The 16879-nt window shown below is 39.7% G+C and carries 14 protein-coding genes; 10 read left to right on the forward strand and 4 right to left on the reverse strand.

Annotated features, from left to right (window positions below):
* Positions 1 to 68: 68 nt before the first annotated feature.
* Complete coding sequence (locus FTU35_RS02245; RefSeq protein WP_004977388.1) at positions 69 to 629, reverse strand: YcxB family protein; 561 nt, start codon at positions 627 to 629, stop codon at positions 69 to 71.
* A 147-nt stretch (positions 630 to 776) separates the two neighbouring features.
* Positions 777 to 2951 carry a YccS family putative transporter gene (yccS, locus tag FTU35_RS02250; protein ID WP_026438465.1) on the reverse strand — a complete coding sequence of 725 codons (2175 nt, stop codon included), beginning with the start codon at positions 2949 to 2951 and terminating at the stop codon, positions 777 to 779.
* A gap of 251 nt (positions 2952 to 3202) precedes the next feature.
* Between yccS and FTU35_RS02255 the strand changes: the two genes are divergently transcribed.
* The 3 genes from FTU35_RS02255 to gltS all read left to right on the forward strand — a co-directional run bounded on the left by FTU35_RS02255 (position 3203) and on the right by gltS (position 7936).
* Positions 3203 to 4387 (forward strand): multidrug effflux MFS transporter, encoded by a 1185-nt coding sequence (locus FTU35_RS02255; protein WP_180064487.1) that lies wholly within the window; start codon positions 3203 to 3205, stop codon positions 4385 to 4387.
* A gap of 399 nt (positions 4388 to 4786) precedes the next feature.
* Complete coding sequence (locus FTU35_RS02260; RefSeq protein WP_180064462.1) at positions 4787 to 6079, forward strand: DcaP family trimeric outer membrane transporter; 1293 nt, start codon at positions 4787 to 4789, stop codon at positions 6077 to 6079.
* A gap of 615 nt (positions 6080 to 6694) precedes the next feature.
* The gene (gltS, locus tag FTU35_RS02265) at positions 6695 to 7936 is read left to right on the forward strand and encodes a sodium/glutamate symporter (RefSeq protein WP_026438165.1); all 1242 of its coding nucleotides are present in this window, start codon (positions 6695 to 6697) and stop codon (positions 7934 to 7936) included.
* A 91-nt stretch (positions 7937 to 8027) separates the two neighbouring features.
* Here gltS and chrA read toward each other — a convergent pair whose 3' ends face one another.
* Positions 8028 to 9254 carry a chromate efflux transporter gene (chrA, locus tag FTU35_RS02270; protein ID WP_154320470.1) on the reverse strand — a complete coding sequence of 409 codons (1227 nt, stop codon included), beginning with the start codon at positions 9252 to 9254 and terminating at the stop codon, positions 8028 to 8030.
* Positions 9255 to 9524: 270 nt separating this feature from the next.
* On the opposite strand from chrA, the gene FTU35_RS02275 reads away from it, so the two are divergent.
* The 3 genes from FTU35_RS02275 (at position 9525) to FTU35_RS02285 (ending at position 11905) form a co-directional block, all read left to right on the forward strand.
* A complete protein-coding gene (locus tag FTU35_RS02275) occupies positions 9525 to 10499 on the forward strand; it encodes a patatin-like phospholipase family protein (RefSeq protein WP_162164697.1) in 975 nt (324 codons plus the stop codon).
* Positions 10500 to 10854: 355 nt separating this feature from the next.
* A complete protein-coding gene (locus FTU35_RS02280; RefSeq protein WP_004977313.1) occupies positions 10855 to 11025 on the forward strand; it encodes a hypothetical protein in 171 nt (56 codons plus the stop codon).
* Positions 11026 to 11383: 358 nt separating this feature from the next.
* Positions 11384 to 11905, forward strand: coding sequence for an acyl-CoA thioesterase (locus FTU35_RS02285; protein WP_019837477.1), 522 nt, complete (start codon positions 11384 to 11386; stop codon positions 11903 to 11905).
* 185 nt (positions 11906 to 12090) lie between these two features.
* Here FTU35_RS02285 and FTU35_RS02290 read toward each other — a convergent pair whose 3' ends face one another.
* The gene (locus FTU35_RS02290) at positions 12091 to 12303 is read right to left on the reverse strand and encodes a hypothetical protein (RefSeq protein WP_096901473.1); all 213 of its coding nucleotides are present in this window, start codon (positions 12301 to 12303) and stop codon (positions 12091 to 12093) included.
* Between the two features lie 521 nt (positions 12304 to 12824).
* On the opposite strand from FTU35_RS02290, the gene FTU35_RS02295 reads away from it, so the two are divergent.
* The 4 genes from FTU35_RS02295 to FTU35_RS02310 all read left to right on the forward strand — a co-directional run bounded on the left by FTU35_RS02295 (position 12825) and on the right by FTU35_RS02310 (position 16873).
* On the forward strand, positions 12825 to 13847 hold the full coding sequence (locus FTU35_RS02295) for a GTP-binding protein (RefSeq protein WP_180064463.1): 1023 nt from the start codon (positions 12825 to 12827) through the stop codon (positions 13845 to 13847).
* 92 nt (positions 13848 to 13939) lie between these two features.
* The gene (locus FTU35_RS02300) at positions 13940 to 14470 is read left to right on the forward strand and encodes a YaeQ family protein (protein WP_004977306.1); all 531 of its coding nucleotides are present in this window, start codon (positions 13940 to 13942) and stop codon (positions 14468 to 14470) included.
* Positions 14471 to 14528: 58 nt separating this feature from the next.
* The gene (locus FTU35_RS02305; RefSeq protein WP_004977304.1) at positions 14529 to 14870 is read left to right on the forward strand and encodes an FKBP-type peptidyl-prolyl cis-trans isomerase; all 342 of its coding nucleotides are present in this window, start codon (positions 14529 to 14531) and stop codon (positions 14868 to 14870) included.
* A 161-nt stretch (positions 14871 to 15031) separates the two neighbouring features.
* Entirely contained in the window at positions 15032 to 16873 is a 1842-nt protein-coding gene (locus tag FTU35_RS02310) for a diguanylate cyclase domain-containing protein (RefSeq protein WP_373686804.1), read from the forward strand.
* Positions 16874 to 16879: the final 6 nt, after the last annotated feature.

The raw sequence follows: 16879 nt of genomic DNA on the forward strand, positions 1-16879 counted from the left end.
TTGTTTTAATTTTAAGCAAAAAAAACCTCCATCACAGGGGATAGAGGTTTATTTTTAAATAGGGATATTTAGATTTGCTTGGCTTCGCCTGCAGCTTCAGTCAAATGCTTGCGAATGGTGTTGAACGAAAAGTTCTTGCTGTCCATACGCTTAGGCAGAATATAAGCACCTTGCTGACCTTTTACTTTGAAGTTCATCAAGATAAACTCAGGGGTATTGTACCATTCATACACATCTTTCCAGCCAATTGCACCCACGCCTTCTTGAGCGCCCATTTGCTGACGCATCACGATACCGTGCGGCTGTACGCCTAAACGAATCCCTTTAATTTCTTGAACAGGAAATTCATTCATTTTTCGCTTAACGTACCATTCCAAGCCGTATTTACGCACGAGCAGGTAGAGCACCACACAGACAATGGCAACCCAGCAGAAAATTGTCGAATAATTTTTTAATAGCAGAATGCCTAAAATGGAAAGGGCAACAATCACACCCATAATAATCCATGCTTTCATGCCAATTTTATTGGTACTGCGCCAAATTACCAGTTGTGCGTGACGTTGTTCTTCTTCAGAAACTTCGTAGATCACAGGCTGTAGGGTATAGGCGTATAAACTTTTCGCGGTCATAGTGAAACTAACAAATTTAAAACTATAAAAAGTTTAGCATTAATTGCTGTCATGCAGTGAGTATATTGTCGCAAAATCATGCTAAGGTCGGTGAATTCATATTGTGCTAAGGCTGAGAAAGTAGACATAGATCCTTTGCAGAATGATTTATAAAGACGCCAGTTCAGTTGCATCCTGATCATGTTCGTGGCTTAAACTTTGTTTTAGGCGACTTAATTGCTGCAAGATACTCATCATCAAAGATAATTGCTGCAAAATAATTAATGATTTTTGATCTTCTTCTTTGTTTTGGCTTAAACGCTGACGAATGGTTTGCAACATGTTGTGTGCACTTAAATCTGGCGTTTCATCTTTCAGTAAAGCACCTTGAATATCGTCCATTGCTTGATCGAGCAGTTGCAAGACTTCCTGATCGTCAATTTTGTCACGATGCGCACCAAGTGCAGCAATATAGCTAATAAAGGTGTGATTTAGACACAAGAACTCAAAGGCTTGAGCTTTTTGATTGGGGTCAAAATCAGGTTCGGTGGCGAGTGTTGAAATCAGTGAAGCAACTTCTGCATCGGTATTATGAGCAGCACGGCGCACGACACGATAATTCAAACCGTTGTTGCGTCCATTTTTATATTGTTCAATCACTTCTGCCAAATAGCCACATTGCGCGGTGAGTGAGCGGCGAATCGTGCGTGATAAACGACGGAATTTCCAATCGGGGAAGATAAAACTCACGCCAAACCATGCTAGCGCACAACCAATTAAGGTATCGACCATACGTGGCACAGCTGCGGCATAGCCCAAACCTTCTAGGTTAAAATTCATCAGCGCCAAAATGGTCATAAAGGCAGTGGCTTGTGCATATTGTTTACTGCGCAATTCAAAGAACAACATGCCACTAATCACTAAAACCAGTAATTGCCCTTCAACGGACGGTACAAAATATAAAATGGTGTAGCCGACTACAATCCCTGCTAACGTCCCAATAATACGCAAACGTAAACGCCGTTTGGTGGTGTTAAAGTTAGGCTGCATCACAAACAGGGCGGTCAGTAAAATCCAGTAGCCATATTGAATGTTGGTGACTTGCACAAAAATATAGCCAATCAACAGCACAATCGACAAACGAATGGCGTGGCGGAACAAAACCGATTCGGGGGTTAAATGCTGCTTAATCCGAATGACAATATCATCCCAACTTTTTAAGTCGTCATCTTTCAGTTGTTGTTCAATATGTTTTGATTTATCCAGTTTAATATTGCGTTCGGTTTCAAGGTTACGCAATTGAGCATCAATTGATTTCAGGTTTTGGTATAAGGCAAACAGTGCATTAATCCAGACTTGGTCATATTGCTGTTCACTGCGCAGTTTTTCTAAAGACTGTTTAAGATTTTCAAAAGCATGTTTAAAACGCTTGTTATGCACATAAGGTTTACGATGCAAAATGCTTTCGCTTAAATCTTTACAGGCTTTGCCTTGAATCGACAAAATACGCTGGAAGCGAAATAAAATATCGCTGTGCTGAAATATTTTCGCCAGTTTTTGATAATCAATATGTGCAGAGTCGGCACGTTCGTGAATGTCTTGTGCGACAAAGTAATACTGTAAGCTACGTCGGGTATCTTTTTGCCCGCGGTCACCTTTTAAACGGGTCAGTAAAGCGGTTTTTAAGTCGTTAAAAATCGCAATTAATTTGCCATTTTCAAGTGATAAATCAATGATGCTTTGTTGATAACTCGGTGCAGTCATATCCACATCAAATAGATTTGATTTGGCAAATAAAAAATCACCCAAAGAAGAATAACTGAGTGAAAGTTTGTCTTGTAAGGCACGAACAGGGAACAGTAAAAAGCTGATGGTCGAAATTAAGCCGTACCAAATTGCGCCCGAAACCAAAAGCAGCGGCTGCATGTACCAGTCATCAAATAGGTTGACGCCAAGCATGGAATAGACTGACACCACCAAACAGCCATAAGAAATGGTGGCATAACGTCGTCCGAGCGAACCGAGCAAAATTAAGACAATACACGACAGGATTAAGCCTGTTGCAAATAAAATAGGATGCGGAAATAAAAACTGAATTGATGTGGCGGTAACAAAGAAACCAATATAGGTATAGAGCTGATTGACAATACGCACCGAAAAACGGTCATCAATATCACTCAAACCTGCGGCAAGCACACCTAAAGTTAAAGGAATAGTGGCAAGCTGAATCCCCATAAAATAGGGAACAAAAGCAGTTCCCGCAAATGCAATGAGCATGCGGATGTTATACATAAATGTGGTGTTATAGGTCGCTTGTTTGAGCTTTATCAGCCAAGGTTTCAACATCATTCCTTTAAGTAAACTTTTCTGTCTAAACAGAGATTTATGCTGCAAGATGAAGGTTTGCGTACATTGTAACTGTAGATGAGATGTTTAGAGTGCCTAATATGTGAAAATTCATCTTTGATCACAACAAATCATACTATGGAGCGTGTAAGCTTGTCTGTACATCTGTCATTTCATCATAAAATATGAGCATATCGAAAACGCTGCCAAGTTCAAGCAGTACGCCACCATCTGCGCAACAACCCAACATGCGGCAATATTCGACTGCGTGGATTTTATTGTTGGCGTTATTGACTTCGCTTGGGCCTTTATCGATTGATATGTATTTGCCTGCCTTGCCCGTTATGGCAAGCGAGTTTGGCGTATCGACCCAAATGGTCGCAAACAGTTTGCCTGCCTACTTTTTAGGTTTGGCATTGGGTCAACTGATTTACGGGCCGCTGAGTGATCGGATTGGACGTAAGCCGCCTTTATATTTTGGCTTGGCACTATTTTCACTCGCCAGTATGTTGTGTGTGTTTGCACAAAATGAATGGGGACTGATTGCTGCACGTATTTTGCAGGCTTTGGGTGGCTGTGTGGGTGTGGTAATTGCACGAGCAGCTATTCGTGATCGCTTGGATTTGCAAACATCCGCTCAAGCTTTTTCGAGCATGATGATTGTGATGACCATTGCGCCCATTATTGCACCTACGCTGGGCGCATGGGTACTTAGATGGATGAATTGGCAAGCTATTTTTGTAGTGCTGACCTGCGTTGGAATTATTTGCTGTTTATGTGTGCACTTCTTTTTTAAAGAAACTTTGGCGAAAGAACGTCGTTTAAATTTGAACTTTCAGCAAGTACTGACCTTATATTTTGCCATTTTAAAAGATCGTGATTTTCGTTTTCCAATGTTGGCAGGCTGTCTGACTGGTGGGGCATTGTTTTGCTATATCAGCGGTTCAAGTGCAGTCATGATGGATCAATATGGCTTGAGTGAAACAGCTTTTGCTTATGTGTTTGGTGCCAATGCGATTGGTATTATGCTGTTTTCGACCCTGAATAAAAAAATCAGTGGCAAATTGGGTGTGTTACAACGCTTAAAATTGGGCAGCATGATTCAACTGAGTGGTGCGGTCATTCTACTGCTTGCAGGTAGTTTGGGGTATGCACCTTTGGCATTGGTGATGGTCGGTTTATTTCTTGCCGTGTCTGGGATTGGTTTTACAGGCCCGAATGCTATGGCACTGGCAATGGCAAAACAGGGCGCACGTGCAGGAACAGCCAGTGCGGTCATGGGCAGTGTGCAATTCTTTTGTGGCTTGATTGGTGGGGTGTTACTCAACTTTTTAACAGGTAGTGCTTTGCTGAATATGGCTGTATTAATGCTGCTATTTATTGGGTCTGGAATGTTCGCCGTTTTTCATATTTTACAACCGCAACCAGACTGAGTTGAGGTCAATACTTTTTCAAATGGTGATTTTTTCGTAAAAATCTGGCTTTTAGGCAGAACCGAAATATATACAATAGTCTAATGGTGGTGTAAATACTTGAATAATCAACCTATTTAAAGTATTGAATTTTATATGGTTTAATTGTTTAAATCTGTAATTATGATTAATTGTGATTTCTTATTCGGGAAAACTGATTTTAATAAACGTCATAACTTGATAGATTGAAGCCTGTAATAAATGACACAAATTGTAATATTTTAAATATTTGGGTGTCTTGGACTATTTGGCAAAAGTGTTTTGATTTTTAAGCCATTTTTATAATTCGATGTGAAATCGATAGATGACGAACAAAATCATCATGCACGGATGCAGCGTTGTTTTATTTTGGAGAGATAAATGAGTCAATTACTCAGCGGTCAATTTATGATCAAAGGTTTAGCTATTGCTGTTACAACTTTAATGGTAGGTACTGCACACGCAGCAAAAACTGAGCAACAACAAATTCAAGAACTTCGTCAAGAAGTTGAAGCGTTAAAATCATTAATTCAGCAACAACAGCAAGTACAACAACAGCAGCAAACTCAAATTGCCCAAGTACAACAGGCGAAGCCTGCTGCACCTGTAAGTGCATTAAGCAGTTTAAAGTCTAAATCTGGTGCAGATGTTTCTATTTATGGTTCGATCCGTGGTGATGCAAACTATATTATTAAAGGTGCGGATAATGACTTTAACTCAGCACATACAAGTAAAGAAGAAGCAAGTGACAAATTACGTGCTACCGCAAAAGTCACCCGCTTAGGTTTAGACTTTAATACACCTGTTGGTGACAACAAAGTAGGCGGTAAAGTTGAGGTTGACTTTGCAAGCGGATCTGACAACTTGCGTATCCGTCATGCTTATTTAACTTTAAACAACTGGTTATTCGGTCAAACCACATCGAACTTCTTGTCAAATCATGCACCAGAAATGATTGACTTTGCAACGAATATTGGTGGTGGTACAACACGTGTACCGCAAGTTCGTTACAACTATAAATTAGCCCCTGCAACAGAATTATTTGTTTCTGCTGAAGAAGGTAATAGTTCTTCGCAAATTTATGATGCTAAAGAGGATAAAATTGTTAGCTCTGACGTAACTTACCGAGCTCCAGTATTGACTGCAAAAGTGACTCAAGGTTTTGCTGATGGTAAAGGTTTAGCTTCTGCACGTGCATTGGTTGAACATTACAAATCAGAAGCAGCAAATGATGATAAAACTGGTTGGGGTGCTGCTGTAGGTACGAATTATCAAGTTGCAGAACCTTTAAAAGTGTCTGCTGATGTCTCTTATGTTAAGGGCAACAGCAACTACTTATATGGTAATAACTCTGCATTTTACGTAAATACAGTTAATGGTGAAATTGAGCAAAATGAAACGATTGGTGTACAAGTGGGTGCAACTTATAAGTTCTCACCACAACTACGTTCAACTTTAGCCTATGGTGCTTTATTTGCGGATGATGGTACAGACTATGCGCGTTTAAATACGGGTGCTAACGAGAAAGTACAACAAGCGTGGATCAACTTCATTTACTCACCTGTAAAACCAGTCGATTTAGGTATTGAATATATCAATGGTGAGCGTGAAACCTTTAAAGGTCAAAAATTCAGTGATGACCGCGTAGGCTTTATGGCACGTTATAGCTTCTAAGTCGCTACTTTTGAGCAAAGTCCAAAACAGAGCTTAATTTTAAGCTCTGTTTTTTTATGATTTAAATTTATGAAATTAATTCAATAACTTAAATTTTATCCACTTTTATAAAATGCTTTAACTTTCACTTATAGCTGAAAACAATCATTAAAATTTATAGAAAAAAACGCAGAAAATAGCAGCTTTTTGTCAAAAAAAATGCATAATGATCGACCTTTAATCTTGCTGTTTTTTATCAAGTGGTTGAATATCTTTATCGGAAGGTATTTATCCACCTCAGATATTTTGGAGCTTATATGAGATTACCTCTCAGTGTTAAGCCGATTCAGTTGTTTGCACTCGAAGTCACCCCGAAAGTGAAAATGCTGTCTTTTGTCTTTCTTTTCTTCTGTTCTAGGCAAACGCAGATGATAACGCTTGAGTGAAACCAAAGGATGGGTTGGCTGAGCGAAATGCATACCTCTTAAACTTCGGTCAAATACGATACTGTTTACATACTTTGTATTGCGGCATTTTTTAGTTGATTTAGAGTCATAGTGATGCAAATACTTTGGTTTGCATAGACAGTTCTTGATCATATTAAAAATAATCTGCAATCACTATATGGATATTGCCATGGAATTTACTTTTAATGCGTTTTATACGCTGATTGCTGCGGTCATCGTCCTGCTCTTAGGGCGACTTTTAGTCAATAAAATTGATTTTTTAAAACGCTATAATATTCCTGAACCTGTTGCAGGTGGTTTGGTTGCCGCTATTGTTTCATTGTTGGTGAATCAATTTTGGGGTTATAGCATTACCACCAGTAGCGCATTGCAAACTAGCTTTATGCTTATTTTCTTCGCCTCGATTGGTTTAAGCGCGAACTTCACAAAATTGCGTCAGGGCGGAATCGGTTTAATTATTTTCTTGATTGCAATTTCCACATTTATTGTGTTGCAAAACATTGTCGGCATTAGTCTTGCAACATTGTTAGGTATTGATCCACTAATTGGTTTAATTGCAGGATCGATTACTTTAACTGGCGGTCATGGTACAGCAGGTGCGTGGGGTGAAATTTTAGAAACCCAATATGGTATTCAAGGTGCTTTGGCACTGGGCATGGCAAGTGCGACCTTTGGTTTAATTATTGGTGGTTTAATTGGTGGTCCACTGGCTAAAACTTTAATCAATCGTCATCAATTGGCTGTACCACGTACCGACGAACAAATTGAAAAACGCGATAATACGCCTGCGGATCAAGATTCCAATGAGTTTATTCCATTTGAATATCCGCATCAGGTTCGTTTAATTACAGCAGATAATGCAATTACTACTTTAGGTTTATTTGCAGCGTGTTTGGCATTTGCCGAATTTATGACAGGCGCTGCCAAAGGCACGATGTTTGAATTACCAACTTTCGTTTGGGCATTGGCGGGCGGTGTGGTTCTGCGTAATGTCTTAGAAAGTATTTTTAAAGTTAATATTTTTGACCGTGCGATTGATGTGTTTGGGAATGCATCTTTATCGTTATATTTGGCGATGGCGTTGTTGTCACTCAAACTATGGCAATTGGCCGATTTGGCAGGTCCGTTGATGGTGATTTTAGGTGCGCAAGCACTCACAATGGCGTTATATGCAGCTTTTGTGACCTTCCGTCTTATGGGGAAAAACTACGATGCAGCCGTGTTGGCAGCAGGACACTGTGGTTTTGGGATGGGGGCAACGCCAACAGCAGTCGCCAATATGCAGGCCATTACCAATATGTATGGTCCATCTTATAAAGCGTTCTTGATTGTGCCGCTGTGTGGTGCATTCTTTGTCGATTTAATTAACGTTGCGGTGATTCAATCTATTCTAAAATTCTTTGGTGGCTAAGCTCCAAAGCATTCAGGCTTGATTCAGTCATCCACAAAAAATGCCAGTTCAATTGAACTGGCATTTTTATTTGATCTGTAGCATTTTTAATTTAAGCCATGAAATGCAAAAATGCTGTATAGACCAGAAAACTACCAATTAAACTGAGCCAAATAGGTAGTTTGGATTTTAATAATCCAATCACCAAAACAATAAACAGCAGATCAGCAATACTCAAAATATGACGCTGTGCCATTTCGAGCACCATATACAGCAGCAAACCGACTACAGCTGCATTAATACCTGTTACCGCATGACGGATATAGGCTTGCTGCATTAACCAAGACCAATAAGGCAAGGTCGCAAATACCAAAAAGAAAGACGGCAGAAAAATCGCCAACGTGGCTAAAGTCGCATTCAGCAGCATAGATTCTGTCATTGGAATCAAACTGCCCAAATATGTTGCAAAGCTGAACAGTGGGCCAGGCACCAATTGCGCCATGGCATAACCCAAATCGAACTGTTCTGCACTGACTAAGCCTGTGCTAACAAAATCTTGATGCAATAAAGGCAAAATGACATGCCCACCGCCAAAGACCAAAGATGCGGCTTGATAGAAACTTAAATTAGCTGCATAGAGTAAATGAGGTTGTAGCCAGTTTAGACCTGACAGCACAATAAAGGGTGCAACAAAAAGTACTGCCCAAAATACAGCATAACGACGATGTTTGAGTAAATGTGCCGCAGTAAAATGCGTATCTGTCGCCGTTGTATTGGTGGATGATTGTGCAGCAGTTGGTGCTGCGCGTTTCGCCATCCAAATGCCAAAACAAGCTGCAATCAGAATCACTAAAACTTGATTGAAGCTCAAGGGCATCAGATAAATAAATAGGGCAGAAGCAAACATTAAGGCATATTGCCAAACCGTTTTACAAAAACTACGCAACATTTGCCAAAATGCCCAAGCCACCACGGCCAATACGATCAGTTGAATACTGTGAAAGCTATTTGACGACAGTACATCTAAATATTGATGTCCCAAAACTGCAACCAAAGCCATAAACAACGCTGAAGGTAGGGTGAAACCCAACCAAGCTAGGACTGCACCCCAATAGCCTTTTTGCAAATAACCAATCGCTAACCCCACCTGACTACTAGTTGGGCCAGGTAAGAGTTGTGCAAGTGCGACAATTTGTGAATACTGGGATTCATCTAGCCATTTGAGTTGTTGCACAAAACGCTGATGGAAAAACACCAAATGCGCTGCAGGCCCACCAAAAGACAGACAGCCTAATTGCAGAAAAATCCAGAATAATAAGGAATAAGAAGGTGTTGGCATATAATTTTAGACAGATTCGACTTGTGCGCCACTGTAGTCGCTAGACGTGACAGTTTAACGAATTACTACAAGGATCGGTTAAAATAATAGATAGACTATGGGCGCTCATGCAAGGTAAAAACAGAGAGCATAACTGTTGACGTTAAGAGGGTTGCTGTATCAAGTAGGCTGATCAACCTTGACACGATTGATGGTGAAATATCGACTGAAACCTATGGATTCAAGAAGGTCATTATGAAAATTGGGTATGTATCTCTTACAGCATTACTGATGGTGGGATGTCAGGTGGTGCCATCGCAGCAGCAATTTTCGACTCAAACTTTGCGTGAGTCGCAGCCCGTGGTTGAAGCAGAGTCGCGCCTGAATCAAATTGATTTTCGTCAGTTAAAACAACAAAAAAAACGTCCAGTTGTCGCCTTGGTTTTGGGCAGTGGTGGCGCACGTGGTTATGCACATATTGGGGTGATTGAAGTACTTGAGCAGTACGGTATTCATCCTGATTTTATTGTGGGCAGCAGCGCAGGCAGCATTGTCGGTTCAATTTATGCCAGTGGTAAAAATGCACAGCAATTACGTGAAATTGCCATGAATATGAAAGCCAATGATGTGCGGGATGTGACTTTAGATTTAAAAGGCTTTTTTGATGGTAAAAAAGTTGAAAATTATGTCAATGCACAAGTCGATCAACTCCGTTTGGAGCAATTTAAAATCCCGATGTACGTGGTGGCGACTGAATTAAAAGAAGGCAAAAAAGTCGTATTTAATTATGGCAATACGGGGCAGGCAGTGCGTGCGTCAGTGTCTATCCCAAGTATGTTTGTACCTACTAAAATTGCAGAACATGAATATGTCGATGGTGGTTTAGTGAGCCCTGTACCTGTCAAGGTTGCACGCGATTTAGGGGCAGATATTGTGATTGCCGTGAATATTTTGGCGCAGCCTATTCATACTGAAACCAGTAATGTGTGGGGATTGTTTAACCAAAATATTAATATTATGCAAAAGCATTTGGCCAATGAAGAATTGAAACTGGCAGATGTGGTCATTCAACCCGATTTACGTGAAAAAGCCCATATTTTTGATGTAAAAGGGCGCGAAGCGACTATGCTGGCAGGTGCAGAAGCAACCGCAGCGCAATTAAATAAAATTGATCAGGTCTATCAACAGCATCATTATGCGCATGGGCATAGAATTGTAGACTATAAAGTGAGTAATACTTTTGGGCTTTATGGACAGTTTAAATAGCTGTCCAGATCCTTCATTTAGGTCAATTCAATGAAATCAACAGATTTAACTTAAGTCTAATTAGGTGCTTGATAAAAATAACTTTAATGTTAGATTGCTTAGATTTATTCTTTGTAAGTATTTGATATTATAGTTTAAAAATAAAGATACCCTAAAGATATCTAAATACTGAGATGAGGTATTTAGACTTAAAATCAATTTTTTAGCGTGTTCTTTCGCACCGTTTCCATTTATTCTATGTAGCATTTACTGAATTCGTTTTTTAAGCAGTTTACCAATTGAACATGCTTCCAAGACAGCCTAACTTTTGTGCTTCAGGACTTTAAAACTTTATAAAAAATCGAGGGGATACTTCATGCACGGCTTTGAAATTGGACAGCAGGTGAAACTTGCCACTATGGAGCAAGTTATTTTTACAGTGACGATGATTAATCCAGATGGTTCTTATGTGATTGAAGCTGCACTGAGTACCGAACAAACTTTGACTTATAGCAATGTGTCGCAGGAAATGCTGCGCTTGGTTTAAATGTCGCAGCGAAGTTTGAAAATTTACGGGGAAATTGAACTTTTTTTCGTGTAAATTCGCCGAAATTTGCTTGAATAATCCATTGAATAAAAGATTTTAGATTGTTTTTTGAACACTTGAATCAGGGGGATTCACGTAATATTCAATTTGAACAAATATTCTAAAAAATCAGAAATGGATTAAAAAATAACAGCTTGGGAGTCTTAGTCTTTAGTCTTATAATTTTAAATAAATGTTATCATAAACAATATAAATAATAATGATGCAGTTGTTGCCGAAATGAACATTCAAACTTTTATAAACGCGATATAATAATACGCTCATATCTTACTGTCTTTAAAAGAGTCTAGAGAACGCGATGTCACCATTAGATCAAATTGCCCCAGTGTTAGATGACCAGTCAGAATTAACCATGACCGTGTTAATGACACCCGACATGGCAAATTTCTCAGGGAATGTACATGGTGGAACAATTTTAAAACTATTAGACCAAGTGGCGTATGCATGTGCAAGCCGCTATTCGGGTAGTTATGTGGTGACTCTTTCGGTTGATAAAGTGAACTTTAAAGAGCCGATTCATGTGGGTGAATTGGTGACTTTCCTTGCTAGTGTGAACCATGTCGGTCGTACTTCAATGGAAATTGGGATTCGTGTAGAAGCACAAAATATCCAAAAGCGTACAGTGCGCCATACCAACAGCTGTTACTTCACTATGGTTGCAGTGGATGAAAATGGTAAACCAAAACAAATCCCTGCGTTGAAATTAGACAACGACTGGAAACGATGCCGCTTTGAAGCAGCGGAGCAACGCAAAGTTGCGCGTTTGCAAGAAAATCATCATCCATCTTGCAGTATTTATAAGAAAACTGAAAAAACCTAAGTTTTCATCAAATTTAGCTGAAAACCTGTTTGCAATTGTAGACAGGTTTTTTTGTGCCTATTTTTTAATTTTGTCCAAGGCAATATTGATTGGCTTTGTAGATAAACAAAAACTGAGTAAAGCGAGAGAGTGGCTTAAAACTCAGTTTTTGTATTCAATTTACATTTTAAAACGTATCGGTTTTTTTAAGGTTGTTGGGTCGATGCTGCTGGTGTTTCAGTGCTAGCTTCAGATGCAGGTTGTGCAGCAGCTTGTTCTGAAGCAGGTCCAGCCACAGTTTCCTGCGTTGAAACAACCACTTTTTCCTGTTCTGTTGCTGTCGATTCAGCCTTTGCAGCAAAAGTAGTTGCAGTGGCAAAAGCAAAAGTTGAAGCGAGTAAAATTTGTGTCAATTTCATGGTTTGGCATCCTTATTTAAAGTTTTTCATGAGTAGTAGGGAGTGCTCAGCACAAGCATTAAGTAAAAAAACTTATTGCGGCTAAAGTGTTCAAGTCAGTCATCACCTGATTTGAACGGGCTGAACAGGAACTCATGCTAAAGAGCCAAAGCTATGGGATCAATGCTTGCAACAAAGCAAAACAATGGCGGTTACTTGAACCGCACAATGATGATGAATAGGTCGTAGTTTGGTAATTTTTGTTTTAAATATGCAGTCAAATCCAATCAAAATGGCTGTGTTTTCCGCAATAAAATTGCGTGGTTGGCAATAAAACATAACATCAAGCGGCTAAAACTCGTGTATTTCCCCAAATAAGTTGCAGATCATCACGTAATAAATGTAAGCGAATTTTTCAAATCATGATGGTGATAGATGTGCTGAAATGAATAAATTTCAGTGTGTTTAGATTCAGATTGAACTAATCGCTAAACTTGCTTAGCATGCTTGAGTTGTTTGAAATTCAATAAAGTGAGCTTATTTTGAAATTAATTGCACCACAAAAAGCAGTCCCGACGCATATTATTTCTGGTTTTCTCGGTGCAGGAAAAACCACCTTATTGAAACAGTTACTCAGCCAAAAACCAGAACATGAAGTTTGGGCGGTGCTGATGAATGAATTTGGACAAATCGGGGTCGATCAACAACTCTTACCTCAGCAACAGGGTTATCAAGTCAAAGAATTATTGGGCGGTTGCTTATGTTGTAGCAGCCAATTGCCTATGCAAATTGCTTTGTCGCGTTTATTGTCCGAAGCGAAGCCTGACCGTTTATTCATCGAGCCGACAGGTTTGGGGCATCCTGCGCAACTCTTGGAACAACTGACCGAACCACATTGGCATACGCATTTATCGATGCGCGCCTTGGTGACGGTAGTAGATGGTTCGCGTTTGCATGATCAGGCGTGGACGCAGCAAAACCTGTATGCCGATCAGCTCAAAGCTGCACAAATTATTGTGGTGTCACATGCAGACCAAATGCAGGCGGCAGATGAGCAAGCCCTCATACAACTACAACAGGAATATCAAGCCTACGCGCAAAAATGGTTGAAAGCAGAACAGGGTCATCTGGCTTTGACCGAAATGGATATACCGTATGTCGGTACACAGCGTAAAATTCAGCCGTTGCTAAAATTGCAACAGAAGGTCAGCTCTACAAATCTGCAAGAGTCTGCAGAAATCAAACAATTGCCATATCACTATGTCGAAACTGCACAAGGATATGCAGTCGCAGGTTGGAAATTGCCTAAACGTTGGCAATTCGACTTTTATCCCTTATTAGATTTACTCTGTGAACAGCAAGATTGGCTGCGTATTAAAGGAATTTTTTATACCAATCAGGGTTGGAAAAGTTTCAACTTCAATCCGCAGCAATTTAATTATCAATCTACCGATGAAGGCATAGACAATCGGTTGGAAATTATTTATCAAAGCGAGCGTGATTGGGAAAAATTTGAGGCTGAACTATTGACGTATCGGGTCGATGCTGCTGCGGTTCTAGACTGAAATCTATACGTTATCGGGCAAACGATACAGCAAAATCACAGAAAATCCATTATGCTTAGTGGCAAATTTAAACATAGTTTTAGGAATAGACAATGGCGCTGAAAGCGACAATTTATAAGGCAGATTTGAACATTGCCAATATGGATGTGCATCAATACGGTGACTATCAGCTCACCATGGCATTGCATCCTTCTGAAACTATTGAGCGATTGATGGTGCGTATTTTGGCATTCGCACGTTATGCAGATGAAGCTTTGGAATTTACCAAAGATTTATTTGAAACCGATGAGCCTGCTTTGTGGGAAAAAGACTTAACAGGGCAGTTAATTAAGTGGATTGAAGTCGGTTGCCCAGATGAAGACAAAGTCAAAAAAGCCAGTTCGCGTTGTAAGCAAGTTGCGATTATTGCTTATGGTTCATCGGTAGATGAATGGTACAAACGTAACAGTAAAATCAAAACTTTAAATAATGTTGAAGTGTGGCAACTATCGCCAGCGAGTACCGAAGCCGTTCAAGCTTTATGCGAACGTACCATGCAATTGCAGTTGAATGTAATGGATGGCGAATGGACATTGATTGGCGATCAGGCACAGGCTCAGATTGAGTGGACACAGTTGCAATAACACTTGCACGAGCTGGAAATTATCTTAAACATCGAAGTGCAAATATTTGGAGATGAACATGAGTGCAGAATTAGAAATTATTGATTTGGTGGTGGGTGAGGGGAAAGAAGCGGTTAAAGGCGCTTTAATTACTACGCATTACACAGGCTGGTTGGAAGATGGCACCAAGTTTGATTCATCCTTAGACCGTGGCAACTATTTTGAAACTGTGATTGGTACAGGTCGTGTCATTAAAGGCTGGGATCAAGGCATCATGGGCATGAAAGTGGGCGGTAAACGCAAACTGATTGTGCCTGCACATTTGGCTTATGGTGAGCGCAAAATGGGTAATATCATTCCTGCCAATTCTAATTTGATTTTTGAAATTGAATTGTATGATGTGAAAACACGCGATCAATAAACACCTCACAATTTAGCCTAACCGCTAGAATTTAAGTCATTCATCCGATGCCAGTAAGGTCTAGCATGAATGACTTAATTTTTTACTTCAAATTTAGTGCAAGAACGATTAGATTAAAAAATAAGCATAATAGGACGTTTGCGTTTTTGAATTTCACTCGGATGTGGCACAAGTGTGCATTTCTCTTCTTAATTTTACTGTGCAGTGTACTCACACCACCGCGTGTGTTGGCGCAGTATGAGTCTGCACCTGAATCTTACTATCTACATCAACAACTGCTCAATTCTGTTCAATTTACTGAAGATCAATCGAGTATTTTGACTGGGCGATGGTTGTTTTATCCGCAACAATTGATTCAAGAACCCAGTGCGGTACTGGCATCGAATACCGTTGAATTGCCTGCTTCATTTGAAGATTTAATGGGCAATGCCAATACTTACGGCACTTTTATTGGGCACTTTCAAATTCCAAAAGAATTTCTAGGCAGACGTATTGCGATTTGGATTCCCAACCAATATGGCGCCTATCGGGTATTTTTAAATGGCGATCCACTGGTGCGTGTTGGCACAGTCGGTGCAGATGCGAGTAGTCACCAAACCGAAAATGCCCCACGAATTGCATATTTTGTTCCTGAAAGTGAATATTTTACCCTGACCATTCAAGCGTCTAGCTTTCAGAGCTTGCAAGGTGGTTTAAAAAATCCAATGAAAATTGGTTTAAGTCGCACCATCAATCAACAGTATCAGCGTTTGATGATGAGTATTGCCATGATTTGTGGGGCAGTACTTGGTATTGGTTTGTTTACCTTGATGTTTTCGGCATTTAGTCTTGCAAATGGCGGCAAGACCAAGCTTATGTTTATTTTTGGCTTGTTTATTGTTTTTCTAGCATTACATAATTTATTTTCTCCGCCCTATGCTTACACCACTTTCCTGAATTTAAGTTGGTCTTGGGGAATAAGGCTCGAATATTTATTTAGTTTTTTAGCGATTTTATTTTTCCTGAGTTATATGTTTTTGCTCAGTTCTCGCTATTTGCATCGTTGGGTATATAGCGCGGCAATGTTGTTATTAAGCTTTAATATTGGGGTGACGCTGTGGGCAGAACCCACTATTTTTCAGCAATTGGCATTTTATAGTTCATTTTTCTTTGTTTTGATTTTGGCAAATTTTGCTTATGGATTTTATCAAACCCTGCGTTCAGGAGAGGATTATTCCAAAATTAATTTTTGGGCAGTAATTATTCTATGTGGCACATTTATTCATGATTTTTTATTAATGCTGAATTTGGTCAATTCCATTCATTTATCTTTTATTTCGACCAGTGTTTATGCATTGCTTATCATGTTTCAGCAGGCACGAAATTATGCCTACCATAACTTGCGCATTGAACGCTTGAACCAAAAACTGATTCATTTAAACAGCTCGTTAGATTTAAAAGTGCAGGAACGCACTGAACAACTCAGTCTTTTGAATGAAAAACTGGAAATACAGATTAAAACCGATGCATTAACAGGGGCATATAATCGCCGTGCATTAAATGAAGAAATTCAGCGTTTGTATTTTGAAACCTTGCAAAATAAGCGACATATTTTGGTCTTTGCGATGCTCGATGTCGATTATTTTAAAAAATACAATGATCATTATGGGCACTTAAAAGGCGATCAAATTCTGCAAAACCTAGTTAAAGTTTTACAAGATATTTTGCCTAAAAATGCGTTTGTGGCACGTTATGGGGGTGAAGAATTTGCCATTTTACTGCACGATATTCCGCAACCTGCGATTGCACCACTCATGCAAAAGGTCTTGCAGGCTGTGCGTGATGCAGCTTTTGAGCATGTAGCACGAGAAGACCATAAACAATATGTGACTTTAAGTATCGGTGTAGCGTGGATGACTCGCGCACAAGCGTATACGCACGTGGATGATTTTATGAAAGCTGCAGATGCGCATTTGTATCAAGCCAAACATGCAGGACGCGATCAGGTAGTAATTCAAACTTAATATGTT

The organism is Acinetobacter sp. YH12095 (assembly GCF_013419245.1).
GTDB lineage: Bacteria > Pseudomonadota > Gammaproteobacteria > Pseudomonadales > Moraxellaceae > Acinetobacter > Acinetobacter towneri.

What these genes read in the sequence shown, in the direction of transcription:
- FTU35_RS02245 (WP_004977388.1), bottom strand. Translation starts at nt 629, where the DNA reads ATGACCGCGAAAAGTTTATACGCCTATACCCTACAGCCTGTGATCTAC.
- gltS (WP_026438165.1), top strand. Translation starts at nt 6,695, where the DNA reads ATGGAATTTACTTTTAATGCGTTTTATACGCTGATTGCTGCGGTCATC.
- FTU35_RS02280 (WP_004977313.1), top strand. Translation starts at nt 10,855, where the DNA reads ATGCACGGCTTTGAAATTGGACAGCAGGTGAAACTTGCCACTATGGAG.
- FTU35_RS02260 (WP_180064462.1), top strand. Translation starts at nt 4,787, where the DNA reads ATGAGTCAATTACTCAGCGGTCAATTTATGATCAAAGGTTTAGCTATT.
- FTU35_RS02310 (WP_373686804.1), top strand. Translation starts at nt 15,032, where the DNA reads ATGTGGCACAAGTGTGCATTTCTCTTCTTAATTTTACTGTGCAGTGTA.
- FTU35_RS02290 (WP_096901473.1), bottom strand. Translation starts at nt 12,303, where the DNA reads ATGAAATTGACACAAATTTTACTCGCTTCAACTTTTGCTTTTGCCACT.
- FTU35_RS02275 (WP_162164697.1), top strand. Translation starts at nt 9,525, where the DNA reads ATGGTGGGATGTCAGGTGGTGCCATCGCAGCAGCAATTTTCGACTCAA.
- FTU35_RS02255 (WP_180064487.1), top strand. Translation starts at nt 3,203, where the DNA reads ATGCGGCAATATTCGACTGCGTGGATTTTATTGTTGGCGTTATTGACT.
- FTU35_RS02285 (WP_019837477.1), top strand. Translation starts at nt 11,384, where the DNA reads ATGTCACCATTAGATCAAATTGCCCCAGTGTTAGATGACCAGTCAGAA.
- FTU35_RS02300 (WP_004977306.1), top strand. Translation starts at nt 13,940, where the DNA reads ATGGCGCTGAAAGCGACAATTTATAAGGCAGATTTGAACATTGCCAAT.
- FTU35_RS02305 (WP_004977304.1), top strand. Translation starts at nt 14,529, where the DNA reads ATGAGTGCAGAATTAGAAATTATTGATTTGGTGGTGGGTGAGGGGAAA.
- chrA (WP_154320470.1), bottom strand. Translation starts at nt 9,254, where the DNA reads ATGCCAACACCTTCTTATTCCTTATTATTCTGGATTTTTCTGCAATTA.